This is a genomic window from Streptomyces sp. NPDC085866 (assembly GCF_044541035.1).
Lineage (GTDB): Bacteria > Actinomycetota > Actinomycetes > Streptomycetales > Streptomycetaceae > Streptomyces.
The window spans coordinates 203,113-228,103 of record NZ_JBITSQ010000016.1; the positions used below are offsets into that span (position 1 = coordinate 203,113).

The window sequence follows — 24,991 nt, forward strand, 5'->3', positions numbered from 1 at the left end:
GGCACACGGGGGTCAGGAGGTTGATAAAGATGGTTCCCCTGCTGCTCGTTCTGCTTCTTGCACTGATCCTCTTTGGTGCCGGCTTCGCCATCAAGATCCTCTGGTGGGTAGCCGTCGCCGTCCTGGTGCTGTGGCTTCTCGGCTTCGTCATGCGCTCCGCCACCCCCGGAGGTGGCCGAGGCCGTTGGTATCGATGGTGACCTGACCCGCACACGCGCCCACTTCGCAGGGCCCGGCCGATGTGACGGCCGGGCCCTGCGCGCATGCCGGAGGTGGAGGCCGTCGGCCGAGTGATGCGCCATACAACCCATAGGCGTGCCAAAGGGCAGCGAAGGTGGACGAGTTGCGGTCGGGGGGCGAGACCGGAGCGCGGCCGAGCTGGTCCGCGGCAGCGTGTGTGGCGGCGGGGGTGCGGCCGTATCTGCGCGTACGGCGTGCCGTGACTCCCCGTGCGCCGGTGGCTAGGGAGTGTCTCCGCGCAGGCTGAGTTCGGCCATGACCTGTTTGCCGTCGTCGAGGGGGACCGTGTGGAACCGCACGCAGAGCCGGGTGATCAAGTGCAGGCCGTGTCCCCCGATGCGGCGAGGGTCGGGGACGAGCAGTCGTGGCTGCCGCGTTGAGCGGTCGCGAACGGTGATACGCAGCAGGCCGCTTTCAGGGATGAGTTCCAACAGGAGTTGGCCGGGGCCGGGTGCGTGGCGCAGCGCGTTGGTGACGAGTTCGCTGACGACGATCTGGGCGTCCTGACTCAGCTGGTGGTCGCTGGGGTGCCCTGCCTGGACGAGCAGTGTACGAACGGCGTGCCGGGTGCAAGCGATGGATGTCCCTTCGCTGCCCCAGGCGGCGCCGTATCGCAATGGCGCTGCCGAGTCGTGCTCGTCCGTCGCCTGATTCCCAATCGGGATGACCATGGAATTTCCCGTGCAGTGAGTTCTGCTTTCTGGTTGCTGATCGTTTTCGTTTCGCTCTTTTCGCCTACCCGCTGTGGTCGCGCTCATGGGGATGACCGCTGTCACGGTCTCCTGTAGGGATCCGAGTTCAAGATCGTGAAGTGTTCGAGGGTGCCGCTGATGGTCAAAAGCCGGCTGACCGAGGGGTGCAGCGGGCCGAGCAGGACGAACTCGCGCTCGGCTGAGTCGTGTTGGTGCCGGGCTTCGAGGAGCGCGTTCAGGAGCATGCTGTCCGCGAAGGTGACCTGGGTGAGATCCACCACTGTGGTGGCAAGTGCCGCGAGGTCGGCGGCCTCCCAGGCGGCTTGGACGTCGTCGGCGTCGTCGTAGTCCAACTCTCCGCGCAGGATGATGTACAGGGCCTGATCGTGGGGGACGATGTGGACGTTCGTGGCGTGGGCCGCAGGCATTGCGCCATCGTGGCACCGGGGCGCTTTTGACGCCAACCCCTTGAGCGGGGGTCACAGGAAGCGCCGGAGCGGGGCGACCGCGGCTTCCTTGGCGCGTTGCAGCATTGCCCGCCGTCTCCATCGCGTGAGGTCGATCTCCGCGCTGCGCTGCAGGTCTGCCTCGTAGTCGCGGTCGAGTGCGGCGGTGAACGTCTCGTCCAGGACGGCGAGCATGACCTCTTCGTCGTGGTCCATGGACCGGCGGTTGAAGTTGGTGGATCCGATGAGGGAGGCGACCGAGTCCACTGTGATGATCTTGGCGTGCATCATGGTCGGCTGATACTGACGAATGTGCACGCCCGCCTGCAGCAGCCGTGTGTAGTGGTGTTGACCGGCGAGCTGACAGGCGCGCTGGTCGGTGTGGGGGCCGGGCAGCAGGATCTCGACCCGCACGCCGCGACGCGCGGTTTCCCGCAGCAGGTCGATGAAATAGGTGTCAGGGGCGAAGTAGGCGGTAGCCAGCCGGAAGCGTTCCTCGGCAGAAGTGAGCATGACGCGGATGAGGGTCTGCATGTCCTGCCAGCCGATGCTCGCGGAGCCGCGGACGACCTGCACCACCGACGAGCCGGTCTGCGGGTGTTCCGTGAAGCGGTCACGGTCGTCGAAGAGTTGGTCGTGGCATTCCGCCCAGTTCTGCGCGAACGCGGCCGCGATGCCGTCCACGGCCGGACCGCGGACCTGGACATGGGTGTCTTGCCACTCGGCAGGGTTGCGTGCATCGCCACACCATTCCTCCGCGATGCCGACGCCGCCGGTGAAGGCGGTGCGCTCGTCGACGACGAGGGCCTTGCGGTGACAGCGGTGGTTCTGCTTGAACGGTGACAGCCACACGGGTTTGCGGAACCAGGCCACCTGCACGCCCGCGCCGCTCATGAGGTCGAGCAGCCGCCGCTCGATCTCCTTGGCGCCGAAGCCGTCGAGCAGCAGTCGCACCCGCACCCCCGCGCGGGCGCGCTCGGCCAGAGCTACGGCGAAGTCGTGGGCGATGCGGCCCCGCCAGTACACGAACGTCATCAAGTCGATGGTGTGCCGAGCCGCACGGATCGCCCCGAGCATCGCGGGGAAGATCTCATCACCATTGCGCAGGGGCACCAGGTCGTTGCCTTCGGTGGCAGCCACGCCGATCAGTCGCTCCAGGCGGCGGCGCAGGCGCTGCTTGCGTGCCGCCGCGTCGGGTGTGGCGCCGTGAGCGGGGACTGCCGGTACACCGTCGATCATCACGCCGAATCCCCCACCGGGTCAGAAGACAGAAGACGCCATGGGCTGCCGGACGAGCCCGAACAAGCGGATGCCCGGTCGGCGCCGCCTTACTCCAGCCATTTGCCGGGACCGAGCCCACCTGGAAACGGTCTTGGCCCGCCGGCGATAATAATCAGGTTCCAATTCCGAATGATTTGGTTCCCATTTCAATGCCCGCCGAACTGCTGCCGAGGCCGGATCAATGAGTGGCTTCCCCGGACCGGTCCGTCGTGCTCGGCAGCGTTCCGAACCAGCCCGGTATCCCTTGAGAGCGATACATGAGGTGAGGGAAGGCTGGACACGGTGGTTGAGCGAAGGAAATTCCTCATGGCCGGTGCCATGGGGGCTGCGGCCATGCTTCCCCAGGGTGTTCTGGGAGAGCGGACGTATGCGGCGACGGCGCACCCGCCGGCAGGGTGCAAGGATCCCGAGGGACGCCGAACACCCCTCCGCTGAAGAGGTTCGTCGACCCGCTGCCCAGGCCGGTGTCAGCCATCCCGGACCCTTCCGTCTATCCGGGCGCCGACTACTACGAGTTCACGATGCGGCAGGGCACGTGGCAGTTCCACCGGGATCTCGGGCCATCACCCGTGTGGGGTTACTGGGCCACGAATCCGCACGACCCTCACAATCCGATCGGCATGGGCTGTCTCGGGCCGACCTTCAACACGACCAGGGATCACCCGACGGTCGTCAAGTGAAGGTTCGTGACGGGAACCCCCTGGTCTCTCCGGACCCTCCGCCTCCCTACAAGCCCCACCAGCCCTTTCCCGAGAACATCGACGTGTGGAACGTCGTACACCAGCACGGCGGTTACACGGCACCGCAGTCCGACGGACTGCCGCTGCAGGCGTTCAGTCCGAAAGGCTTCCATGCCGAGGGCTACACCACCCTGGACCCGGGCAACTTGCCGGTCTCTACTTCATTCGTACCCCTCCGACGAGCGGCTCGGGCTGCCGCGAGGCGAATTCGAGGTCCCCCTCATCCTGCAGGACCGGACCTTCAACGCGAACGGCTCGCTCGCCTACACCGTGGTCGACAGGGAAGGCGAGGACACCCCGGTCGTCAACGGGAAGGCGTACCCTTACCTGGACGTCGAGCCGCGACGCTACCGGCTGCGCGTTCTCAACGCCTCGAACGAGCGTTTCTGGCGGCTGAGGTTCGACGTTCCCAGAGATGTACTTCTTCAGCCGCAACTGCCGTTCTGGCTGATCGGCACAGACTGCGGCTTCCGTGCTCCGCTGCAAATGCTGGACTTCCTGATCAGTCCAGCCGAGCGGTACGACCTGATCGCCGACTTCAGTCAGGCCAAGGGCAGGGAAGTCACATTGACGAACTACCCGGGAACGCAGGTCCACTACCCCGGCATCCCCGGCTGCGGACCGGAAATCGCGGACATCATGAGATTCCGGGTCATCAAACCACTGTCCGGAGGTGGGGACAGGACGACGCCGCCCGAGAAACTCAAGCTGCAGTCGGTCCCGCCCATCAAGCCGAAACCGCACACCCGTCGGCGGGAATGGGTCGTGTACCAGCACAAGCTCTTCAGGACGATGACGTTCAACGCGGTGCCGTACATGGAGCCGTCCCAGGCCTTCATCAAGGAGGGCTCGACCGAGATCTGGGAGTACATCAATCCCAACCATGACGCCCACCCGATGCATGTCCACCTCGTCAACTTCCAGGTGCTGAACAGGCAGCCGATCGACGCGGCCCGCTACCAGACGGACTACGACAAGTGGATCTACGGTGGCCGCAGACCGGAGGACCACCCGGTGCCGGCCGACTACTTCACCGGCCCACCGATTCCGCCGGACCCGGACGAAGCGCTGTCCTACAAGGACACGGTCAAGGCTCCTGCGCAGATGGTGACGAGGATCATCATCCAGGAATTCATCCCGCCGACTGACACGATCGCGTCGATTCCGGGCAGCGGAGCCGAGCTCCCGGCGACGTACATCCACCACTGCCACCTCCTCGAACACGAAGACGACGACCTGATGCGCCCCTGGACGATCGTCCGGGCCAACGACTGAGGGATCGGCGTAGCCCACTACCAGCGCGAGTGCCTGGCCATTCACTGGGTGACGAGCCCCAGTGGATGGTGCGGGTCGCGGGGGCATACGGCGATGGTCAGGCGGCCGCGGCCCGGTGAGACCTCGGTGGGGTCGTTGGCCCACAGGGCGTCTGAGTCCGGCTGGTCCTCGAACGGGACCCAGCTGGTGGTGCTGGGATCCCATTCACATTGGTCAGCTGTCAAGAGTGGGTCGAGTTCCGCGCTGCAGTCGGCGCAGACAAGCGGCCGCGGTCCGGTGAGGTTCCAGGCGATGTATCCGCCGGTCTTCCAGCCGGGGGCCGTGGACAAGTCGTAGATGTACTGCGGGCCGTCGTCGTCCTCCGGTCCTTCCCAAGCGTCGATGCGAGCCTGCAGATCGGGGGACAGGGTTTCGAGGTAGGGGTGTTCGACGATCTCCTCGGGGTGCAGCACGCAGGGATTCGGGACGAGTTCTTCGCGGCCGACCACCTCAGGGGCCGGCTGCTCGGTCAGTGGTGTGGCGATGTCCGGGGAGCGGTGCCAGCGGAGCTGTACGTGGAGGTCGTGGCGGGTGTCGCCGTGCCGTTCGAAGCCGCACCAGAACACCTGGAGGAGGTCGTCATCCCCCCTCCAGGGCAGGTCGGGGACGTCACGGCGGTACAGCTGAGCCACGGCGAGCATCGGGATGGGGTCCGTGTCGGCGAGGTGCGGGGCGTGCCGGCCTCGTTTGAAGCCGTCGATGATCTCGATCTCTTCGGCGGTGGGTCCGGGGTTCGGTTCGCGCCGCCCGGCCGCTGCCAGGATCTCTCGCTTGCGCGTCACGTCGGTGTAGCGGTAGCCGCTTCCCCGCTTGTGGGGGATCGTGCAGACCGGCCAGGGCTCGGCACGCGGCCACAGCAGCGGGCCGCCGACCGAGCTGTCCTGAGCGGTGGGGGTACCGCGCCGCGGGTGCAACCGTGTGGCGCCCCGGCGCAGACCGCTCAGTTCAGGAAAGGCCGCTTCTACGTCGACGGGGCGGGGCGGGGTGGTACGCGGCATGAGCCAGGACTCCCAGGAGCGGGGGGCGGGACAAGACGGGGGTGCGGTGTCGAGGACCGGACGTGGACACTACACACTCAGGGTGTCCACCCGGGCACGGCGGTGCGCACCCCGGCCGCGGGGTTGTTCTGGGTCACCAGGTTGTCCTTGGCGCTGTGCTTCACACCCGCGCCGCCGAGACGGTTGGTGAGCAGATGACCCCGGGCCTCGTTGAACGTGGTCCCGTGGCCGCGCCGGCCGGCGGCTTGGACTTGCCCGCCTCGGTGCCTGAATCGAGCATCTCCGGGCGAATGCTCGCCGAGACACCCGTGGGCCGGCCGTGGTGGTCCAGCGGCTTGTACCGGATGCTGCCGCCCCGCCCGTTGCTTCCCTGGGTCCACTCGTAGTGGTCCTTGCGGCAGGGCGCCAGACCCACCCGGTCGGGGCTGACGTACCGGACGGTCTCCGGGTCGTAGTGACGGAAGTAGTTGTAGTGGAGCCCGGTCTCGGGGTCGGCGTACTGGCCGGGGTGGCGTAGCGGCGTGTGGGCGGTGGCGTCCGGGTTGACGGCCGTGGTGCCCCAGACCGTCGCTCGGGTGCCCCAGACCGTCGCTCGGGTGCGCCAGGCGATCGTGCCGGTCTCGTCGACGAGTTCGGTCGGGGTGCCGACGAGGTCCGAGACGATGGCGAAGAAGCGGGAGTCGACCTCGGCGTCGGACAGTGGTTTGCGCTCGTGCCGTACTGGACGAGGGGCCGGAAGCCGTCGTGGCCCCAGGTGAGCGTGGTGTCGGTGGCGGTCGTCGTCTGTTCGGCCAGGCGGGTGCCGTCCCAGGTGAAGCGGGTCTCGTCGATGACCGAACCGGTCTCGTCCAGAGGGTACTTGGCGGTGCGGCGGCCCAGTGGGTCGTACCGGTAGTGCCAGGTGGCGCCGTCGGGGGTGGTGCAGGAGGTGAGGCGGTTCTCGGCGTCCCAGACGTAGTGCCACACGTCGGGCTTGCGGGACAGGCGCTTCTTGACGCGTTCGACGAGGCGCCCGGCATCGTCGTAGCGGTAGCTGGTGTGTCCGGCGCGGATGACGCGGGTGCCGGTGTACTCACGTTCCCCGCGGGCCGCAGGGTCGGCGGCGCGGTCCGGTCACTCGGCGGTGAGCTGGTTGCCCGACGCGTCGTAGGCGTAACTCTCCGGTCCGGCGGGTCCCGTGGCGTGCAGGGGGCGGCCGATGGGGTCGAGGGCGTAAGTGGTGCCGGGTCGGTGACCTCTTCGTGTACGGCGATGAGGTGGCCGTCGGCGCGGTAGGTGTACTTGCGGGCGCGGATCCGGCGGCCCGGGCGGGCGGTCAGGTTCTGCTGCGTGAGGCGGCCCGTCGCGTCCCAGTCCGAGGTGAGACGCAGTCTCTCGCCCACGGTGCGTTCGGTCTCGCGGCCGAGCAGGTCGTGGCCGAAGGTCAGGGTGTGCCGGCCGTCGACGGTGAGGGCGGTGCGGTTGCCTGCCTCGTCCCAGCCCAGCTCGGTGCGTGCGCCGGTGGGCGTGGTGCGTGAGACGCGCCGGCCCGCCGGGTCGTAGCCGAGGCGGAGGGTGGCGCCGTCGACGGTCTGGGTGAGCAGGCGCCCCGCCGCGTCGTAGGTGAACTCAAGGGCGCTCTGGGGGCTTTCGGCTGCTGTCAGGCGGGACGCGGCGTCGTAGGAGAACCTGGTGCGGGTGTTCCCGACCGTCTTCGCGGTGAGTCGGCCGTTCTCGTCGAACTCGAAGCCGATGTCCTGTCCGGCCGCGTTGGTGCGCTTGACCAGCCGGCCGGCCGGGTCGTAGGCGCAGTGGCTGGTGCGACCGTCGAAGTCGGTCTCGGTCACCACGCGGCCGAGGGGGTCGAACTCGTAGTTCCACGTCAGTCCGGCCGGGTCGACCACCTGGACCAGGCGCTGCTCGGTGTCGTGGGCGAAGGTGTGCGTGCGGCCGTCCGGCGTGGTTCGCGTGGTGAGCAGGTCGAACGGTCCGAAGGTGCTGCTGGTGACGCCGCCGAGCTGGTCGGTGTGGCGGACGCAGTTGCCCTCGCCGTCCCACTCCCAGGTCTCGCTGCTGCCGTCGGGAGCGGTGCGCGTGCGGAGCCGGCCCTCGGGGTCCCACACGAAACGGCTGGACCGGCCGAGTGCGTCGGTCAGTTCGAGTGGCTGTCCGAAGGCGTCCCGGCGGACCACGGTGCGGGCGCCGCGGGCGTCCTCCACGGCGACCGGGAGTCCGGCCGCGTCGGCCTCCAGACGAAGGACCGCTCCGAGCGGGTCGGTGACGCTCCGCACGGCGCCGGTGGCGTGGTGGGCGAAGTGCATGCGCTCGCGGACACCGAGTTCACGCATTGCGTTCGAGGAGCGTAATCGGTGGTGATCTCTCGATGCCTCACGGGTGGTCAGGGGCGGTGGGAAATGCCGACTGACCTGGACCGTCGGTGTCGGTCCCGACCTGGGAGATCGCGGCGAAGGTACAGTCGTCGCGTTCGCCCGCCGTACGTGACAGTGAATTCGCCGAGGTATTCGTGAGCAAGCCCGCGGCCCGTGTGCCTCAGCGACGCAACGCGCGCTCCAACCGGGCGCGCATCCTGGCCACGGCGCGCCAGGAGCTCGGCCGCAACCCCGACGTCACGCTGGAGGAGCTGGCGCGGGCCTCCGGTGTCGTACGGCGCACCCTCTTCGGTCATTTTCCCGGGCGTGCGGCGCTGCTGGAGGCGCTCGCCGAGGAGGCCTCCGAAGCCCTTCGGAACACGCTGGCGGCCGGGGCCGCGCACTCCGGGCCGGACGAGCCGGCCGAGCGGGCGCTCGCGTACTTCGTGTTCTCGATCTGGCCCGTGGGCGACCGCTACCGGTTCCTGCTGGCGCTGGCCCGCCGTGACCTGGGCGCCGAACGCGTGGCCGAGATCCTGGCACCGGCTCGCGCGGAGGGCGCGGCCATCCTCGAACGAGGGCAGCGCGCGGGCGTCTTCCACTCCCACCTGCCGTCGGCCGTGCTCAGCGCCGGCCTGGAGGCGATGACGGTCGCGCTGCTGGAGGAGGTCAACAGCGGGGCGCTGGAGGACGACGGCACCCGTACCGCCGTCACCATGCTCATCGCGGCCGGTGTGCCGGAGCGGGAGGCGCGCGCCGTGGTCGAGGAGGTCGCGTCGACGGTGGCCGCGGAGGCTGCGGCCGACTGATCCCTTGGTCGTCTGGGCGGGGCGCCCGAGGACTCCTGAGGACGCCTGAGGGCTCAGGGGTCCCCGTCTTGTGCGGTTACGTGTTGCGATACGACGAGCCGTTCCGCGCCGACGTGCGCAGTCCGGCCCTTCTCTTCAATGTCGCCGGGAGCCCGCGCCACTGCCGCCGGCAGTCCGCGTCGCTATCGCCGGGAGTCCGGGCGGGCGTCGGAGACGAGGTCGGTGAGGCGGCGCAGGAGGGTGACGAGCTGGGTGCGCTCGGCCGGCGTGAACGCCTCGTAGGCGTGGGCCTGGCGCTCCCGCAGCCGGGCCCGGAGCGTCGCCACCAGCTCGGCTCCCTTGTCGGTGAGGCTGACCAGGACCCGCCGCTCGTCCTCGGGGGAGCGGCGGCGCACCACGATGCCCTTCGTCTCCAGCTGCTGCAGCATACGGGTGGCGGTGGGGACGCTGACGTCCGCGCTGCTCGCCAGCCGGCCCACCGGGATGTCCGGCTCCGTGGCCAGTGGTTCGAGCAGTGCGACCTGGGCCAGGGAGAGTCCGCCGAAGTGCTCGGCGCCCGCAGAACGGGCCCGTCGCATGGCGACGAAGAGAGCGTCGGCCGCCTGTGCGATCTCTTCCGCGCCGACCTCGCCGATGTCGCCGATGGTGTCGACGCCGCCGACGTCCCCGGCGTCGCCGGCGCCCGTGACGGCGTTCGGCGTGACCTGCTCACCGTTGTCTTTCTTGCTCACGGAGGTGTAACTTACCAGAGCAATGGTTAGCCGCCTAAATATTAGGAGGCGAGAGGTCTTGTCCTCTCCGTACCGCATCGACGTCCACCAGCACCTCATCCCGCCGGCCTACCGGGACGTGATGGACCGTCACGGCGTGACGGCCGCCGGCTGGCCCACCCCCGCATGGGACGCGGACGGTGCGATCGCGATGATGGATCGCCGGTCGATCGCCACCGGCATCCTGTCCATCAGCTCGCCGGGCACCCACTTCGGCGACGACGCCGAGGCCCGCACGATCGCCCGCGGGGTCAACGAGTACAGCGCGGAGCTGGCCAAGGACCGACCGGACCGCTTCGGGTTCTTCGCCGGCCTTCCGCTGCCGGACGTGGACGGTGCCGTCGCCGAGGCCGCCCACGCGCTGGACGAACTGCACGCCGACGGCGTGGTGTTGATGTCCAACGTGCGGGGCCGCTATCTCGGCGACAAGATGTACGAGCCGCTGTGGGCCGAGCTGGACGCCCGCGCCGCGGTGGTCTTCGTCCATCCCGACGCGCCGCCGATGCCCATGCTGGAGGGCATGCCCGGCCCGCTGCTGGACTTCCCGTTCGACACCACCCGGACCGCCGTGCACATGACGCTCAACGGCGTGATGAGCCGGTACACCCGGATGAAGGTGATCCTCTCCCACGCCGGCGGCTTCCTGCCGTACGCGGCCTGGCGGTTCACCGGCGGCGCCCAGTTCAACCCCGGCACCACGCCGCTGGGCATCCTGACCGATCTGCAGCGCTTCTACTTCGACACCGCGCTGTCCTCCACGCCGTCCGCCCTGCCCTCGCTGCTCGCCTTCGCCGCCCCCGGGCACATCCTCTACGGCAGCGACTTCCCCTTCGCCCCGCAGGAGGCCGGCACGCTCCTGGACTCCATGCTGGACGGCTACGACGGCTTCGAGACCGGCCGGCTGGACGCGATCGACCGCGGCAGCGCCGAGGTCCTCTTTCCCCGGCTCGCCAGGGCCTGATCAGGCGACACCTCGGGCTTGATGCCCGGCTATGCGAAAGGGCGCGTCGGGGTCCTCGCGGCCATGCGCGTGGCCGCGTCGAAGACCAGACGTGCGTGCAGTTCGAACATGGCCACCAGGTCGACACCGTCGCCGCAGATCTCGCGATGGATGAACAGGCCGTCGGCGCCGGCCACGGCGTAGGTGGTGAGGGTGTGCACGGAGTCCTCGTCCAGGTCCGGGAGGAGGCTCTCGATCACTTCGGCGATCTTCCGCCGGGAGATGTCGCGGACCTGGAGGAACACGGTCCGACCCCTCGGTTCCGTGGGGCGCCGCTCCAGTGCGAGCATCAGGCCGAGGCGCAGGAAGTCGGGCGCGTCGACGAGTGATCTCGCGACGTTCGCCGCCATGGCGGTGACCCGTTCCAGCGGCGTGCCCGCCTCTTCGCCGGGCAGCTCGACGGCTGTCAGCCAGGTCTCGAAGCTGCGTTCGATGACCGCGGCGATCAGGTCGTCCTTGTCCTTGAAGTGCCAGTAGATCGAGCTGGCCGGCAGCCCGCACTTGGCGCTCACCGCCGCGATCGACGTGCCCTCGTACCCGCGCTCGCCCGCGATCTCCACCGCGGCGTCGAGGATCCGCTGCCGCGACTCCACCCCGTTCGCGCGCTTCTTGCGCGTCGTCTGCGGCCTGGTCATCGAGTGTGCCCTTTCTCCCGTCACCGGCACTTGACCCTATCCCGCGCTCATCTTTAATGTAGCAGTCATTCCAATTGGAGTGATCACTACAGCAAGAGCCGTGTGCGACAGGGACGACAGTGAGGTGGCCTGGTGACCGAGATCAGCGCCGAGGGCGGGGCCGGGGACAGCACGTACGACGTGGCGGTGATCGGCTACGGCCCCACAGGGGTGACCGCGGCGAACCTGCTGGGAGGGATGGGACTCAGGGTTGTCGTCCTGGAACGGGACGCCGAGATCTTCTCCCGCGCGCGGGCGATCTCCACGGACGAGGAGGTCGTACGGATCTGGCAGCGCATCGGCCTGGCGGAGCGGCTGAAGGCGGACATGCTGGCCGAGCGGGCCCTCGACTTCGTCGACGCCCGGGGCCGCACCTTCCTCAGCGCTCACCCCGCCCCGCGCGGCCACGGCCATCCGCCGCAGATGTTCATCTACCAGCCGGCGCTGGAGCAGGTCCTGCGCGACGGAGTCGACCGCCATCCGAACGTCGAGGTGCTCCTGCGCCACGAGTGCCTGCGTCTGCGCCAGGACGGCGACGGCGTGGAACTGACGGCCCTCTCCACCGTCGACGACTCCGTACGACGCCTGCGCGCCTCCTACGTCATCGCCGCGGACGGCGGCTCCAGCCTCACCCGCGCCCAGCTGAACGTCGGTTACGAGGGGCGGACGTACGAGGACCGCTGGGTGGTCATCGACACCGAGATGCTCAAGCCGTGGCCCGACCACGACCGGCTGCGCTTCCGCTGCGATCCTGCGCGGCCGGCCGTGGACTGCCCGACGCCGCTCGGGCATCACCGCTGGGAGTTCCCGATCCTGCCCGGGGACGACGAGAAGCACCTGACCACCGACGACGCGATCTACGCGATGGTGTCCCGGTACGGCATCGGCCGGGACCAGATCAAGATCCTTCGGGCCACCGTCTACAGCCATCACGTCCGTTTCGCGACCCGCTTCCGGGTGGGGCGGGTCTTCCTCGCGGGTGACGCCGCCCACGCCATGCCGCCGTGGATCGGCCAGGGCATGGCCGCCGGGGTGCGAGACGTGGCCAACCTGTGCTGGAAGCTGGACGCGGTGTTGCGCGGCGAACTGCCCGAGTCGGTGCTCGACAGCTACGAGGCCGAACGCAAGCCGCACGTCAAGGAGGTCACCAAGCGCGCGGTGTTCGTCGGCCGGATCATCACCGAGCGGCGCCGCGTGATCACGGGTGTCCGTGACGCCGTGCTTCCCGTCCTGAACCGGGCGCCGGGTCTCACCGACTGGCTCCAGGACTCGAACTGGATACCCGTCGCCCACTACGCCGCCGGCCTGCAGGACCGCGCACGCACCAAGGCGTCCGGTCATCAGCTGCCACAGCCCTGGGCGACCGGCCCCGACGGCAACCGGGTCCGTCTGGACGACGTGCTGGGCGGCCGCTGGCTGCTCCTGCACGGCGGACTGCCCGTGCCCCAGCCCGCCTGGGAGCGCCTCGGCGTCCCCTCGCTCACCGTCACACCCGCCGGATCCCGTCCGGCCGAGGGCGCGGTCGTCGACAGCGACGGCGTTCTGCTGCGCTGGATGAAGGAGCACCAGGTGACCACCCTCGCCCTGCGCCCCGACGCCTATGTCTACGCCGCCGCACCCGCCGGCGCCCAACTGCCGCCTCCGCCGCCCGGATTCGCGCCCGCCGCGCGGTCGGCCACCGTCTCAGCCCAGTGAGGAGCACCATGACCACCCGGACCGAACCGCCGGCGATGCGGGAATCCCTGCTCGACGTGGCCGGCAAGAAGATCTTCGTCGCCGAGACCGGCGACGGCCCGGCCGTACTGCTCCTGCACGGCGGCGGCCCCGGCGCCTCCGGCGTCTCCAACTACGCGCGCAACATCGGCCCGTTGGCGAAGGAGTACCGGGTCGTCGTCCCCGACCTGCCCGGCTACGGCCGCAGTACCAAGGGCATCGACGGCGCCGACCCGTTCGGCTGCCTCGCGGACGGGATCCGCGGCGTGCTCGACCGACTCGGCCTGGAAAAGGCCCACTTGGTCGGCAACTCCTACGGCGGCGCGTGCGCCCTGCGCATCGCGCTGGACACCCCCGACCGGGTCGACCGCATGGTCCTGATGGGCCCCGGTGGCGTCGGCACCACCCGTGCCCTGCCCACGCCGGGGCTCAACAGTCTCCTCAACTACTACTCCGGGGACGGGCCTTCGCGGCCGAAGCTGGAGAAGTTCATCCGCAACCACCTCGTCTTCAACGCCGCCGACGTGCCCGAGAGCGTCATCGACGAGCGTTTCCGGGCGAGCATCGACCCTGAGGTCGTCGCGGACCCGCCGCTGCGGCGGCCCTCCGGTCCGAACGCCCTGCGCACCCTGTGGAAGATGGACTTCACCCGGGACGACCGCCTGGCCCGGCTGCCCGTGCCGACCCTGGTGCTGTGGGGCGCCGACGACAAGGTCAACCGGCCGTCCGGCGGCCGGATGCTGGCGGAGCGCATGCCGAACTGCGATCTGTACGAGGTCGCCAACACCGGGCACTGGGTGCAGTTCGAACGCGCCGAGCTGTTCAACAGGCTGTGCGCCGACTTCCTGGCAGGCCGCCGATGAACACCACCGCCTCCGTCTTCGGGGCCGTCCACCTCGGCTACATCGTCATCGAGACCAGCCGCTTCACCGACTGGCGCCGCTTCGGCACCGACGCCATCGGCATGCACCACGACGACCTCTCCCGCGACCTGATGCGCTTCCGCCTCGACGACCAGGACTGCCGGTTCCTGATCCGGCGCGGCCCGGCCGAGGACGTCGTGGCCACCGGCTGGCACGTCGACGACCACGCCAGCTTCGAGCAGATCGAGGCCCGCATCCGAGCCCACGGCGTCCCCTGCGTCGAGGCCAGCGCCGACGAGGCGGCCCTGCGCGGCGTAGAGCGCCTCCTGCGTTTCCCGGGCCCCAAGGGCATCACCCAGGAGATCTACACCACCCCGGTGAAGTCGGGGGAGCCGCTGCGCATGCTGGCCTCCGGCTTCGTCACCGGTGACTCCGGCATGGGGCACATCGCGCTCACGTCCACCAAACCGGCCCGGCTCCGCGGCTACTTCCACACCGTCTTCGACGCCCGCCTCACCGACTACATCGACGAGACCATCAGCGGCTTCAAACTCAGGATCCGCTTCCTGCGCGTCAACGAACGCCACCACTCCATCGCGATCGCCGCCGTCCGCGGCCTGCCGATCGACCCGATCCGCACCCGCGTCCAGCACCTCAACGTCCAGGTGTCCACCCTCGACGACCTGGCACGCAGCTACGAGCGCGTCTGCGAACTCGGCTTCGACATGGCCCTCTCCGTCGGCCAGCACACCAACGACAAGGAGCTGTCCTTCTACGCCCGCACACCCTCGGGCTTCGAGTGGGAGGTCGGCTGGAACCCCCTCGTCGTCGACGAGTCCACCTGGGAGCCAAGCACCCACCAGGGCATCAGCATCTGGGGCCACACCCCGGTCGGCCAGACCATCGTCGACAAGCTCGACCAGTTCCGCTTCGGCGCGCGCTCCCTCGCCCGCCCGGAGAACACCGTGCCCGCCCTCAGCGGCGCCGGCATCCCCGACGACTGACAGCACCCAGGACCGGACCGGGCGGGCGTGGGCAGCTGCTCCGAGGGCGGCAGGTTGCCTCCCCGCTCGGGTCGACCGATCAGGGTTGGGCCGTCGACCACGACGCCGTGCGGGCCGCCGACGAAGCCGATGTCACCGGGTGCGGGCGCGCGTGCTGACGCGCGGGCCCGTGTACTCGGCGTCGGAGACGTGCTCGCGCCAGTCGATGTCGTCCGTCTCCCACAGCGCGAGGTGGACCATGAAGCTGTCCGGGGCGGCGCCGTGCCAGTGCTCCTCGCCCGGCGGGGTCCAGATCACGTCGCCCGGGTGGGCTTCGAGGATCTCGCCGCCGCGGGACTGGACGAGGGCGATGCCCTCGACGATGCAGAGGGTCTGGCCCAGGCCGTGGGAGTGCCAGGCGGTGCGGGCGCCGGGCGTGAAGCGGACCGTGTTGGCGCGGGCCCGGCAGGGCTCCTCGCCCCGGTAGATGACGTCGGCGTAGGCGTCGCCGGTGCACCACTCGGCCGGCAGCTTCATGGTCGGGGGCCGCTTCAGAAGTTGCATGGTGTTTCTCTTTCTGGCTACTGCTGCCGGGCCCGCTGCGCCTCGGTGACGCGGAAAGCGGGCGGAGTCGTGTGGGCCGGTGCGCATTTCGCGCGGTGAATGCTTTCCACGTGCCGGACGCCGTGTACCGGCGACGTCACCGACTTTGTCACGTCCGGCCGATGCGCCTCACGGCTCGTGGCGTGTGCCGGACCGCCCTTCGGCCGCCTCCACGAGAACCGCCAGTTCCTCCAGCGTGGCGGCCTGGAAGATCGTCCGCATCGGGATCACGACGCCGAACTCCTTGCGGACTCTCCGGGCCAGCAGTGTGGCCAGGACCGAATGGCCGCCGAGTTGGAAGAAGTTGTCCTCGGGCCGTGCCTCCGGGACCCCGAGGATCTGCTTGACGAGGTCGTACAGGTCCGCGCCGACGGCGGCCGCCGTCTGCGGCACGGGCGGGTTGGCGCCGGCCTCGCGGAGCGCCGCGCGGTCGACCTTGCCGTTGGGGGTGGTGGGAAAGCGGTCGAGGACGACGACGGTGTACGGCACCATGTGCTCCGGCAGCGACCTGGCCACGTACTGCCGCAACTCCGCGCCGGTGGCCTCCGCACCCGCTGACGTGGTCACGTAACCCACGATCCGGGCGGTCGCGAGATCGCCCTCCACCACGACACAGGCGAGGTCGACGGCGGGATGCGCGGTCAGCCGGGTCTCGATCTCACCCAGCTCGATGCGGAAGCCGCGCAGTTTCACCTGGTCGTCCGCCCGGCCCGCGAAGAACAGCTCTCCGTCCGCGCGACGCCAGCCCCGGTCGCCCGAGCGGTACATCCGGCTGCCCGGCGGACCGGCCGGGTCGGCCACGAACCGCGCGGCGGTCAGCCCGGCCTGGTTCAGATACCCGCGTGCCAGGCCCGGCCCCGCCAGGTAGAGCTCGCCCTCGTCGCCCGGACCGGCCTCGGCCAGCCGCTCGTCGAGGATGTGCACGGTGCTGCCGGGGAACGTCCGGCCGATGCTGATGTCGTCGGGTCGGGTGATCCGCCCGATGGAGATGCCGACGGTGACCTCGGTGGGGCCGTAGCCGTTGAGCAGGGACCTGCCCTCGGCCCAGGTCCGCACGAGGGACGGGGAGAGGGCGTCACCGGTGGATACGAGTGTCCCGCCGGGCAGGACGCCGTCCGCCTCGGTGACGCTGAGCGCCACCGGGGGCAGCGTGGCGTGCGTGACCTTGTTCTCGGTCATCGTGTCCCGCAGCGGCTGGCCGGGCAGCAGGTCGTCGGCCGGCGCCATCACGAGTGCCGCGCCGGACAGCAGGGCCAGCGAGATGTCCCAGAAGGCGGCGTCGAAGCTGATCGACGCCCACTGCAGAACGCGGTCACCCGGGCCCGCCCCGATCTGCTCGGCCTGGCTCGCCACCAGGCCGGCGACGCCACGGTGCGTCACCGCGACGCCCTTGGGCAGGCCCGTCGACCCCGAGGTGTAGACGACATACATCAGATGCTCGGCGCGCAGCTCGGCGAGGCGCTCCCGATCGGACACGTCGTGGTCGGCGTGCGCCTCGCACTCCGCGCGGAACACGGGGTCGTCGAGGACGACCTCCGGCACGCTCTCGTCCGGCAGCGTGAGTGCTGTGTGCTCCGCCGCGCGGATCAGCAGCACCGGCCGTGCGTCGGCCACCATGTGCGCCAGCCGCTCCACCGGATACGCCGGGTCGAGCGCGAGGTAGGCACCGCCCGCCTTGAGTACCGCAAGGAGCACCGTGACCAGATCGGGGGATCGGGGCACGGAGACGGCGACCACCGAGTCCGGGCCCACGCCACGGGCGATCAGGTACCGCGCGAGCCGGTTGGCCGCGGAGTTGAGAGCCGTGTAGCCGACGGCCTTGCCCTCGAACAGGATGGCGGTGTCGTCCCCCGCCTTGGCGGCGACGGCCTCGAAAAGCTGAGGGACGGTGTGCTTTGCATCGCCCATTTCGCGTCCATTCAGTGATGCATTGGAACGACGACGATTTCTCCTGGCGCTCATGCTTCCCCATCATGATGGCCTGTCAGGGCGGTGAGCCGCCCCGTTGAATGATCGGTGACAGATTCTGACCTTCGGTCGGTTTCGCCGTGTTACCAAGGGGAGTCAACGCCCGGCGAGCGGAGGCCCCTGCCCGTGATGAGCAATTCCCATTCCGCCTACTGCGGCTATCGTGATTACTTGGTTCTCGAAACGTTGCTCGACATTCAGAAGCCGATCACGGAACAGCATGACGAGTTGCTCTTCGTCGTCGTCCATCAGTCGCACGAGTTGTGGTTCAAGGAGCTGCTCCACGAACTGGACGCCCTCCAGGTGACCTTGAGCAAGGCCGACAGCGGCCCCGCCCTGCGGACGCTGCGCCGGGCGCGGGCGATCTTCCGGGCGCTGACGGCGCAGATCGACGTGCTGGAGACGATGACCTCCGACCAGTTCGACACGTTCCGCGGCCAGTTGGTGGGCAGCGGCTTCTACTCGGCGCAGTTCCGTGAGATCGAGGTGGTGCTCGGACGGCGTGACGGGACGGCGGCCGAGCACTTTCCCGAGGGCAGCCGGGAACGGGCGCGCATCAAGGCGCGGGCCGACGAGCCCAGCCTCTTCGACGCCTTCCTCGTCTATCTCGACGCCAAGGGTTACTCGCCCCACGACCTGCCCTCCGCATTGCACGGCCTGCACAGCGACGACGGTGTGGTGGAACAGATCTGCCAGGGCCTGGTGGATCTCGACCAGGCTTTTCAGGAATGGCAGTACCGGCATGTCGTTCTCGTCCAGCGGATGATCGGCAGCAAGATCGGGACGGGTGGTACGGCCGGCGCGGAGTTCCTTCGCAAAGCGATTTTCACCCCTTCTTTTCCCGCCCTGTGGCATGCACGGCACGGCGAGTAGAAGAGCAGGCGGCAGGGCCGGCGCGTTCGGCGACCGGCCCTGCCGCACTTTCAAGGCATCCGCACCGTCACGGCATCCTCACCTCGCCGACGAGAGGGCGAGCGCCCGCAGGGCCTTCTTGTCCACCTTGCCCATCGGGGTGCGCGGCAGCTGGTCGAGGGGCACCAGCCGGTCGGGGATCTTGTACGTGGCCAGACCGCGGCCCCGGAGAAACTCCTTCACCGCCGACGTCCGTACCTCCGACCCGGTCAGCACGAGGAAGGCGTACGTCCGCTCGCCGAGCACGGTGTCCGGCACGCCGACCACGGCCGCGTCCTGGATCGACGGGTGGGTGCGCAGCTGCCGCTCCACCTCCTCCGCCGAGACCTTCTCACCGGCGCGGTTGATGACGTCCTTGATCCGTCCGACGATCGTGATGTTGCCCTCCGGGCTGCGCCGGACGAGGTCGCCCGTGCGGAAGAAACCGTCCGGCGTGAACGAGCGGGTGTTCTCCTCGGGGGCCCGGTAGTACCCGCGGATCGTGTACGGGCCGCGCGCGATCATCTCGCCGGCCTCCCCCTCGGGCACGGGGTTCAGGGACTCGTCGACGATCCGGACCTCGTCGTCCCGCGACATGGGCCGGCCGTCCGTGCCCATGATCACGTCGTCCGGGTCGTCGAACCTGGTGTGGGTCAGCAGGCCCTCGCTGATGCCGTACCAGCGCATGATCCGGCACCCGAGGACTTCTCCCGCCCGCCGGGCGAGCGCCGGGTCGAGCGGGGCGCTGCCGACCTGGACGAGCAGGTGCGACAGGTCGGGCTTCTGCCCGGAGTCGGCCCACAGCCGCAGCACGGAGGGCACGACCGTGGTCACGGTGACGTGCTCGCGACGGATCAGCGGGAACACCTCGTCGGGCCGCACGCTCGACGTCAGGACCGCCTTGCCGCCCAGCAGAAGGCTCCCGAACACGCCCGGGCAGGCGAGCGCCGCCTGGTGCGCGACCGGATTGACGGCGAGGTAGGCCACCTCCCGGCCCACGTGCATCGCCTCCGCCGTGGCCCGCATGACGTAGGCGTAGTCGTCATGGGCCCGGGGGATCAGCTTCGGCAGTCCGGTGGTGCCTCCGGACAGGAGGAACAGCGCCGGATCGGACGGGTCGACGCGGGGCAGGGGGACGTCCTCGCCGCCCAGTGACTCCAGTGCGGTGAACTCCTGGGCGTCGCCGCTGACGAGGACGTGCCGGACCGAGGGGATCTGCCGGGCGAGTTCGCGGTAGTCGAACCCGCCGAACTCGTCCTTCACGGCATAGGCCACCGCTCCGGAGTGGGCGCACAGGTGGGATATCTCGGACTTGCGGTGCCCGGGCAGCGCCAGGACCGGTATGGCTCCGGCCCGCAGCAGAGCGAAGACCAGGACGACGAACTCGGGGATGTTGGGCAGGTGGACGACCACCCGGTCGAGCGGTCCGATGCCCAGTTCGATCAGGCCGCCCGCCAGCCGGTCGGCCCGCCGGGACAGCTCCGCGTAGGTCATCCCGCGCCCGTCGCAGACCACGGCCACACGGTCGGCATGACGCCGACAGGAGTCGTGCAGCAGGTCACCGAGCGGCCGGCCGAGCCAGATTCCCCGCCGGCGGTAGTCATCCGCGAGGTGGTCGGGCCAGGGGACGAAACCGTCGAGCATGAGGCGTTCCCTTCAGGAGGCGGACCGCGGCTGGAAGGCGACGGGCAGACTGCCGTGGCCGTACAGGAAGTTGGAGTAGATGCGCTGCGGCTCCCCGTCCAGCTCGATGTCCCGTACGGACGTGACGAGCGCCTGCAGCAGCGCGCGCAGCTCGGCCCGGCCCAGCGCCGCACCGACGCAGAAGTGCGGACCGTGGCCGAAGGTGAGGTGCTTGTTGGGGCGGCGGGACAGGTCGAGGGTCCGGGGCTCGGCGAAGACCGTCTCGTCGTTGTTCGCCGAGGTGTTCCAGAACGTGACGATGTCACCGGCGCGCACCTGCTGCCCGCGGAGGGAGAAGTCGCTCAGCGCCGTGCGCGCGAAGTGCATGCCCGGCGTCGCCCAGCGCAGCAGCTCCTCCACCGCGGTGTCGAGGTCGATCGTCCCCTCGCGCAGCCCGCGCCACTGGTCGGGGTACCGGGTGAAGGCGAGGACCGAGCTGATCGCGGTCATCCGCGACGACTCGTCCCCGCCCAGGAGGAGGCTGTAGCAGTTGAGGGCGATCTCCTCCGGGGTGAGCGGGCGGCCGTCGACCTCGGCGGTGGCGATCATGCTGATCACGTCGTCGCCCGGCTTCGCACGGCGCTCGAACCCCAGCTCCATCAGGTAGAGCACGATCTCGTTGCGTGCCTCCAGAGCGTCCAGCCGGGCGCCCTCCTGATGCTCGGACGCCAGGGCCTCCTTGCTCCACAGGAGCAGCTGCTTGCGGTCCTGCGCGGGGATGGACAGCAGGTCGCAGATGGTGTTCATCGGGATGTGCTCGGCGACCTCGGCGGCGAAGTCGAAGCTGCCCAGCTCCGTGACGGTGCTGATCAGCGCCTGCGCACGCTCCTCGACCTTTCGCACCACGCCGCCGAGCATCCGGGGGGAGAAGGCGCGGAGCATCAGGTTGCGCAGATGCCGGTGCCAGGGCCGGTCGGAGACGGCGAGCATCTTCCCGCCCGCCGAGTCGCCCCCGCGCAGCAGGACGTCGAGGACGTTGCCGCGGGCGGAGCTCAGCCGCTGCCAGTCGCCGTAGCAGGACAGGACGTCGTCGTACCCGGCCACGACCCAGAAGCCGGGGCGCTCCGCGGCGCCCGGGTGCCAGTACACGGGGCTCTCCCCGCGTACCCGGCGCCAGAACTCGTAGGGGTCGTTCCTGACGAAGGTGGCCGGGTCGGTGAGATCGAGCGACGGGCTCATCCGGGTTCCTCCTTTTCCCCGCATCGTCATGCCCCGGCCCCACGGCGCCCGTGATGTCTTGCCGACATCTTTCGCGGATCCCGCGATTTCGTGCGCGGCGGAAAACATGGGACGGGACGGGCTAGCCGATGGCCGACGAGAAAGGCGGAGATGATGAGCCGGATACGGGAACGGGGCTGGGTGCGCTCTCTGACCACCGTCGAACGTCCCGAGCTTCGTGTGGTGTGCTTCCCGCATTCCGGGGGTTCGGCGACGGCCTTCGGCGAGTGGTCCACCGCGGTGCCGCCCGGCGTGGAGCTCATGGCCGTCCAATACCCCGGTCGCGGCGACCGGTTCGGGGAGCAGCTGGTGGACGACGTGGCCGCGATGGCCGGCCACGCGGCGGCGGATCTGCTGCGGCTTCCCCCGCGCGACTACGTGCTCTTCGGACACAGCCTGGGCGCGGTGGTGGCCTACGAGACCGCCCTGGTCCTGCGGGACGCGGGCGAGGAGCCGCGCACGCTGTGCGTCTCCGCCTGCGAACCGCCCGGAAGCGTGGAGGACGGAGACCTCCACCTGGCACCCGACGACGAGTTCTGGTCGACGCTGGTGGGACTGGGCGGTATCGAACCCGGGATCGCCGAGCACGCCGAGTTGCGCGAGCTGCTGCTGCCGACGCTGCGTTCGGACCTGCGGGCCCATGCGGAGTACCGGCCGCGCCCCGGCGCCAAGCCGCTGTCGTGCGCCGTGCGTTGCTATCACGGTGCGGGCGACCCGCTGGTGGACGAGGCGCGGCTGGGGGAGTGGGCGGAGGTCACCTCCGGTGAGTTCACGGTTCGCGCGCGGCCGGGCGGGCACTTCCACGTGACGACCGACGTGGCGGAACTGTTGGCGGACATCGTGCGCCAAGGCCGGGCATGAGCGGCGCTGCGAAAAGGATCACCGTCATTCCCGGTGACGGCATCGGGCCGGAGGTGATCGAACCCGCGCTGGCGGTTCTCGACGTGCTCGCACCCGGTGTGCGGCTGGATGTCCTCGACCATGTGAACGCGGAGACGTACCTGAGCACCGGAAGTGCCTTGTCCCAGGCCGATCTCGACCGGATCCGGAGCAGCGAGGCGACGCTGCTCGGTGCGGTCGGCGATCCCCGGTTGGGCGACACCGCCTACGTGCGGAGCGTGCTGACCACACTGCGCTCCGAGCTGGACCTGTACGTCAACTACCGTCCCGTACGGCTGTGGCACGACCGGCTCAGCCCGCTGCGCGACGACAGGCGACGCGGCATCGACTGCGCGATCGTCCGGGAGAACACCGAAGGGCTGTACAGCGGGGTCGGCGGCAGCACGCGCACGGGGTCCCCGCAGGAGATCGCCATCGACGTGGACCTCAACACCCACCACGGTGTGTCGCGCATCCTGGATTTCGCCTTCTCCGTGGCAAGGCGGTCGGTGTGCGTGGTGGACAAGGCCAACGCCGTGCGCAACGGCGGCCAGTTGTGGCAGCGCTGCTGGAGCGAGGCTGCAGCACGGCACCCGGGGTTCGACACCTCGCATCTCTATGTGGACGCCGCCGCGATGAAGTTGGTGACCGACCCGACCGCGTTCGACGTCATCGTCACGAACAACTCGTACGGCGACATCCTGAGCGATCTCACCGCCGCCCTCGCCGGCGGCCTCGGCGTGGCGGCGTCGGCCAACCTCAACCCCACGACCGGGCAAGGGGTCTTCGAGCCGGTGCACGGCAGCGCGCCCGACATCGCGGGAACCGGGGTCGCCAATCCGTTCGCCGCCATTCTCTCCGCGGCGCTGCTGGTCGAACACCTCGGCCATGACGCGGAGGCCGACGCCGTGCGCCGGGCGGTCGCGGCCGCCATCGAGGCCGGAAGAGTCACCCCCGACCTCGGCGGGTCCCTGAGAACGAAGGAGGTGGGCGCTGTGGTCCTGGCGGAACTGCGGCAGCCGGACGCAGGCCGGACGAGGGGACGGCGATGCCATGCGGGGGCTTAGCCGAGGTCCCGCCGAGGGTGGTCCAAAGATCGTCATCGTGGGGGGTGGCCTGGTCGGCGTGGTCACCGCCATGTATCTCGCGCCCCGGTTCGGTCCGGTCACGATCCTGGAGAAGCGGGCGGATCCACGCCGCGCCGGCGGCGGACAGGGACGGTCCCTCACGGTGATGCTGTCCGCACGCGGCTGGCGCGTACTGTCCGACCTGGGGCTCGACAAGACGGTGCGGGAGATATGCGTCCCCCTGCACGGACGCTGCGCGCACCTGCCCGACGGCAGTTCCCACGTCACCCCGTACAGCAGGGACGGACAGCCGATCTGGTCGGTGGAGCGCGGGCGGCTGCACCACATCCTGCTGGACGCCGCCGAGGCCACCCCCGGCGTCAGCATCCGCTTCGAGCAGCGGGTGCGCTCCGTGGACCTGGACGAACCGGCCGTGCTCGTGGAGGACGCCCACGGTGAGCAGCGGTTGACGTGCCGTCGCGTCCTCGGCTGCGACGGCGCGCACTCCACGGCCCGTGCCGCCCTGGCCGCCCGCACCGCACCGGCGGAGGTACGCAATCTCGAGCTGGCCTATCAGGAGATCGACGTGCCGGGCGGCTGGCTCGACAGCCGGACCATGCATTACTGGCCGACCGGCGACGCACTGTTCGCCGCGTTCCCCATGCCGTCGGGGGAGTACTCCGGCTCCCTGTTCATGCGGCTCGAGGGGCCGGCGCCCTCCTACGCCACGGTCGGCGGCGGGAACGAGCTGTTCGACGTGTTCGCCGACCGCTTCCCCGAACCGACCGCCGCCATCCGGGACATCGCCGAACAGCTCGCCACCAAGTCCGTCTCCACCCTCACGGTCGTACGCTGCGACCGATGGGTCTGGCGGGACACGCTGGCGCTGCTCGGGGACGCCTGTCACGCGATGGCCCCCTTCATGGGGCACGGCATGAACTGCGGCTTCGAGGACGCCCGTACGCTCGTCGACTGCCTCGACTCCACCGAGGACTGGACGGCCGCCCTGGCGGCCTACGAGAAGTCACGGATCGAGGACGCCAACGCGATCTCCCACCTTTCGTACCAGCACTACCACATCATGGCCAACCCGCCGCAGGAGGAGACCGCACACGACAGGGGAGTCCTGCGGAAGCGTCTCGTCGACCTCTTCCCGGACCGCTTCGTGCCCCTGTACGAGCAGTGCGCCTTCACGGAGGAGAGCTATGCCTCGGTGCTGAGGAACGACCAGCGCCTGGACCGACTTGTGGAGAGCCTGCTCAGCCGGCACGGCGCGGAGCTGGTCACGGCGTCCGACAGTCGGCTGCGCGCCTGCCTGCCCCTTGACCCGAACACAGTCACCCTGGAGGACTCCGGATGTTCGTGATCCTGTTCAAGTCGCGCCTCACCGATCAGGCGGGCGAGGACTACTACGCCGCCGAGGACGAGATGCGGCAGCGGGTCCGTGCCATCGCCGGGCCCGACCTGGTGGACGTCCAGCACTACACGGGCGAGGACGGCGAGCGCCTCGCGGTCGTACTGTGGCGCGACGCGGAGACCCTGGAGAAGTGGCGCTCCGACCCCGAGCACCAGGTGGCGCAGCGGCTGGGCCGGGAAAAGTGGTACTCCTCCTACGAGTTGACCGTGGCCGAAGTGCTCAGGACCAGCTCCCACACGGCCATGGAGAAGCCGTCGGACGAGTCGCAGTAGGACGGTACGTCACGGAACGTCGTCGTGGGGGGGGGGGGGGGGGGCGCCCCCCCCCCCCCCCGGGGGGGGGGGGGGGGGGGGGCGGGGGGGGGGCGGGCCTTACTGTGAGAGGGGGAGAGGCG

24 protein-coding genes and 2 pseudogenes are annotated in these 24,991 nt (G+C 69.7%); 13 read left to right on the forward strand and 13 right to left on the reverse strand.

Features of this window, described 5'->3' with window-relative positions; translation table 11 throughout:
• The first annotated feature begins 29 nt into the window (after nucleotides 1-29).
• Complete coding sequence (locus ACIF83_RS35035) at nucleotides 30-200, forward strand: hydrophobic protein (protein ID WP_393481148.1); 171 nt, start codon at nucleotides 30-32, stop codon at nucleotides 198-200.
• Nucleotides 201-461: 261 nt separating this feature from the next.
• Here the strand turns inward: ACIF83_RS35035 and ACIF83_RS35040 are convergent, their stop codons facing one another.
• Genes ACIF83_RS35040 through ACIF83_RS35050 form a run of 3 tightly spaced genes read right to left on the reverse strand, consistent with a single transcriptional unit; the run spans nucleotide 462 to nucleotide 2,617 of the window.
• Complete coding sequence (locus ACIF83_RS35040) at nucleotides 462-1,016, reverse strand: ATP-binding protein (protein WP_399733017.1); 555 nt, start codon at nucleotides 1,014-1,016, stop codon at nucleotides 462-464.
• Entirely contained in the window at nucleotides 1,013-1,360 is a 348-nt protein-coding gene (locus ACIF83_RS35045) for an STAS domain-containing protein (RefSeq protein WP_399733020.1), read from the reverse strand. The genes ACIF83_RS35040 and ACIF83_RS35045 overlap by 4 nt, the downstream gene beginning before the upstream one ends.
• A 51-nt stretch (nucleotides 1,361-1,411) precedes the next feature.
• Nucleotides 1,412-2,617 (reverse strand): phosphatidylserine/phosphatidylglycerophosphate/cardiolipin synthase family protein, encoded by a 1,206-nt coding sequence (locus tag ACIF83_RS35050; protein WP_399733023.1) that lies wholly within the window; start codon nucleotides 2,615-2,617, stop codon nucleotides 1,412-1,414.
• A 506-nt stretch (nucleotides 2,618-3,123) separates the two neighbouring features.
• Here ACIF83_RS35050 and ACIF83_RS35055 point away from each other — a divergent pair.
• Both ACIF83_RS35055 and ACIF83_RS35060 read left to right on the forward strand, forming a co-directional pair.
• Entirely contained in the window at nucleotides 3,124-3,339 is a 216-nt protein-coding gene (locus tag ACIF83_RS35055; RefSeq protein WP_399733026.1) for a hypothetical protein, read from the forward strand.
• 171 nt (nucleotides 3,340-3,510) lie between these two features.
• Nucleotides 3,511-4,674 (forward strand): multicopper oxidase family protein, encoded by a 1,164-nt coding sequence (locus ACIF83_RS35060; protein WP_399733029.1) that lies wholly within the window; start codon nucleotides 3,511-3,513, stop codon nucleotides 4,672-4,674.
• A gap of 41 nt (nucleotides 4,675-4,715) precedes the next feature.
• On the opposite strand, the gene ACIF83_RS35065 is transcribed toward ACIF83_RS35060, so the two are convergent.
• The 4 genes and pseudogenes from ACIF83_RS35065 to ACIF83_RS35080 all read right to left on the reverse strand — a co-directional run.
• The gene (locus ACIF83_RS35065) at nucleotides 4,716-5,711 is read right to left on the reverse strand and encodes a hypothetical protein (protein ID WP_399733031.1); all 996 of its coding nucleotides are present in this window, start codon (nucleotides 5,709-5,711) and stop codon (nucleotides 4,716-4,718) included.
• A 160-nt stretch (nucleotides 5,712-5,871) separates the two neighbouring features.
• The gene (locus ACIF83_RS35070) at nucleotides 5,872-6,636 is read right to left on the reverse strand and encodes an RHS repeat-associated core domain-containing protein (protein ID WP_399733073.1); all 765 of its coding nucleotides are present in this window, start codon (nucleotides 6,634-6,636) and stop codon (nucleotides 5,872-5,874) included.
• Nucleotides 6,609-6,677 (reverse strand): annotated as a pseudogene (locus ACIF83_RS35075) (hypothetical protein); the annotation flags it as partial. The gene ACIF83_RS35070 and the pseudogene ACIF83_RS35075, both read right to left, overlap by 28 nt.
• 473 nt (nucleotides 6,678-7,150) lie before the next feature.
• A pseudogene (locus tag ACIF83_RS35080) lies at nucleotides 7,151-8,038 on the reverse strand (type IV secretion protein Rhs); the annotation flags it as partial.
• 176 nt (nucleotides 8,039-8,214) lie between these two features.
• Here ACIF83_RS35080 and ACIF83_RS35085 point away from each other — a divergent pair.
• A complete protein-coding gene (locus ACIF83_RS35085; protein ID WP_393481165.1) occupies nucleotides 8,215-8,868 on the forward strand; it encodes a TetR family transcriptional regulator in 654 nt (217 codons plus the stop codon).
• Nucleotides 8,869-9,050: 182 nt separating this feature from the next.
• Here ACIF83_RS35085 and ACIF83_RS35090 read toward each other — a convergent pair whose 3' ends face one another.
• Nucleotides 9,051-9,599, reverse strand: coding sequence for a MarR family winged helix-turn-helix transcriptional regulator (locus ACIF83_RS35090; RefSeq protein ID WP_399733034.1), 549 nt, complete (start codon nucleotides 9,597-9,599; stop codon nucleotides 9,051-9,053).
• A gap of 58 nt (nucleotides 9,600-9,657) precedes the next feature.
• Between ACIF83_RS35090 and ACIF83_RS35095 the strand changes: the two genes are divergently transcribed.
• Nucleotides 9,658-10,599: an amidohydrolase family protein gene (locus tag ACIF83_RS35095; RefSeq protein ID WP_393481170.1), complete on the forward strand. Its 942-nt coding sequence runs from the start codon at nucleotides 9,658-9,660 to the stop codon at nucleotides 10,597-10,599.
• Between the two features lie 29 nt (nucleotides 10,600-10,628).
• Here the strand turns inward: ACIF83_RS35095 and ACIF83_RS35100 are convergent, their stop codons facing one another.
• Nucleotides 10,629-11,273, reverse strand: a complete 645-nt coding sequence (locus tag ACIF83_RS35100; RefSeq protein ID WP_398141071.1) for a TetR family transcriptional regulator — start codon at nucleotides 11,271-11,273, stop codon at nucleotides 10,629-10,631.
• 132 nt (nucleotides 11,274-11,405) lie between these two features.
• Here ACIF83_RS35100 and ACIF83_RS35105 point away from each other — a divergent pair, with 132 nt between their 5' ends.
• From ACIF83_RS35105 to ACIF83_RS35115, 3 genes are read left to right on the forward strand one after another with little or no spacing between them, the layout of a single operon-like run.
• Nucleotides 11,406-13,007 (forward strand): bifunctional 3-(3-hydroxy-phenyl)propionate/3-hydroxycinnamic acid hydroxylase, encoded by a 1,602-nt coding sequence (locus ACIF83_RS35105; protein WP_399733038.1) that lies wholly within the window; start codon nucleotides 11,406-11,408, stop codon nucleotides 13,005-13,007.
• Nucleotides 13,008-13,015: 8 nt separating this feature from the next.
• Nucleotides 13,016-13,888 carry an alpha/beta hydrolase gene (locus ACIF83_RS35110; protein ID WP_399733041.1) on the forward strand — a complete coding sequence of 291 codons (873 nt, stop codon included), beginning with the start codon at nucleotides 13,016-13,018 and terminating at the stop codon, nucleotides 13,886-13,888.
• Entirely contained in the window at nucleotides 13,885-14,892 is a 1,008-nt protein-coding gene (locus tag ACIF83_RS35115; RefSeq protein ID WP_399733044.1) for a VOC family protein, read from the forward strand. The genes ACIF83_RS35110 and ACIF83_RS35115 overlap by 4 nt, the downstream gene beginning before the upstream one ends.
• 132 nt (nucleotides 14,893-15,024) lie before the next feature.
• Here ACIF83_RS35115 and ACIF83_RS35120 read toward each other — a convergent pair whose 3' ends face one another.
• The gene (locus tag ACIF83_RS35120; RefSeq protein WP_393481181.1) at nucleotides 15,025-15,435 is read right to left on the reverse strand and encodes a cupin domain-containing protein; all 411 of its coding nucleotides are present in this window, start codon (nucleotides 15,433-15,435) and stop codon (nucleotides 15,025-15,027) included.
• A 168-nt stretch (nucleotides 15,436-15,603) separates the two neighbouring features.
• Entirely contained in the window at nucleotides 15,604-17,382 is a 1,779-nt protein-coding gene (locus ACIF83_RS35125; protein WP_399733048.1) for a non-ribosomal peptide synthetase, read from the reverse strand.
• Nucleotides 17,383-17,571: 189 nt separating this feature from the next.
• Here ACIF83_RS35125 and ACIF83_RS35130 point away from each other — a divergent pair, with 189 nt between their 5' ends.
• Nucleotides 17,572-18,315: a tryptophan 2,3-dioxygenase gene (locus ACIF83_RS35130; RefSeq protein ID WP_393481237.1), complete on the forward strand. Its 744-nt coding sequence runs from the start codon at nucleotides 17,572-17,574 to the stop codon at nucleotides 18,313-18,315.
• A 78-nt stretch (nucleotides 18,316-18,393) separates the two neighbouring features.
• Here ACIF83_RS35130 and ACIF83_RS35135 read toward each other — a convergent pair whose 3' ends face one another.
• A complete protein-coding gene (locus ACIF83_RS35135; protein ID WP_393481186.1) occupies nucleotides 18,394-19,977 on the reverse strand; it encodes a (2,3-dihydroxybenzoyl)adenylate synthase in 1,584 nt (527 codons plus the stop codon).
• A 12-nt stretch (nucleotides 19,978-19,989) separates the two neighbouring features.
• Nucleotides 19,990-21,195, reverse strand: a complete 1,206-nt coding sequence (locus tag ACIF83_RS35140) for a cytochrome P450 (RefSeq protein ID WP_393481189.1) — start codon at nucleotides 21,193-21,195, stop codon at nucleotides 19,990-19,992.
• Nucleotides 21,196-21,375: 180 nt separating this feature from the next.
• Here ACIF83_RS35140 and ACIF83_RS35145 point away from each other — a divergent pair, with 180 nt between their 5' ends.
• Genes ACIF83_RS35145 through ACIF83_RS35160 form a run of 4 tightly spaced genes read left to right on the forward strand, consistent with a single transcriptional unit; the run spans nucleotide 21,376 to nucleotide 24,869 of the window.
• Nucleotides 21,376-22,095 carry a thioesterase II family protein gene (locus ACIF83_RS35145; protein WP_399733052.1) on the forward strand — a complete coding sequence of 240 codons (720 nt, stop codon included), beginning with the start codon at nucleotides 21,376-21,378 and terminating at the stop codon, nucleotides 22,093-22,095.
• A complete protein-coding gene (locus ACIF83_RS35150) occupies nucleotides 22,092-23,180 on the forward strand; it encodes an isocitrate/isopropylmalate dehydrogenase family protein (RefSeq protein WP_393481193.1) in 1,089 nt (362 codons plus the stop codon). The genes ACIF83_RS35145 and ACIF83_RS35150 overlap by 4 nt, the downstream gene beginning before the upstream one ends.
• 37 nt (nucleotides 23,181-23,217) lie before the next feature.
• Nucleotides 23,218-24,546 carry an FAD-dependent oxidoreductase gene (locus ACIF83_RS35155; RefSeq protein WP_398141063.1) on the forward strand — a complete coding sequence of 443 codons (1,329 nt, stop codon included), beginning with the start codon at nucleotides 23,218-23,220 and terminating at the stop codon, nucleotides 24,544-24,546.
• Entirely contained in the window at nucleotides 24,537-24,869 is a 333-nt protein-coding gene (locus ACIF83_RS35160) for an antibiotic biosynthesis monooxygenase family protein (protein ID WP_393481199.1), read from the forward strand. The genes ACIF83_RS35155 and ACIF83_RS35160 overlap by 10 nt, the downstream gene beginning before the upstream one ends.
• Nucleotides 24,870-24,991 lie beyond the last annotated feature (122 nt).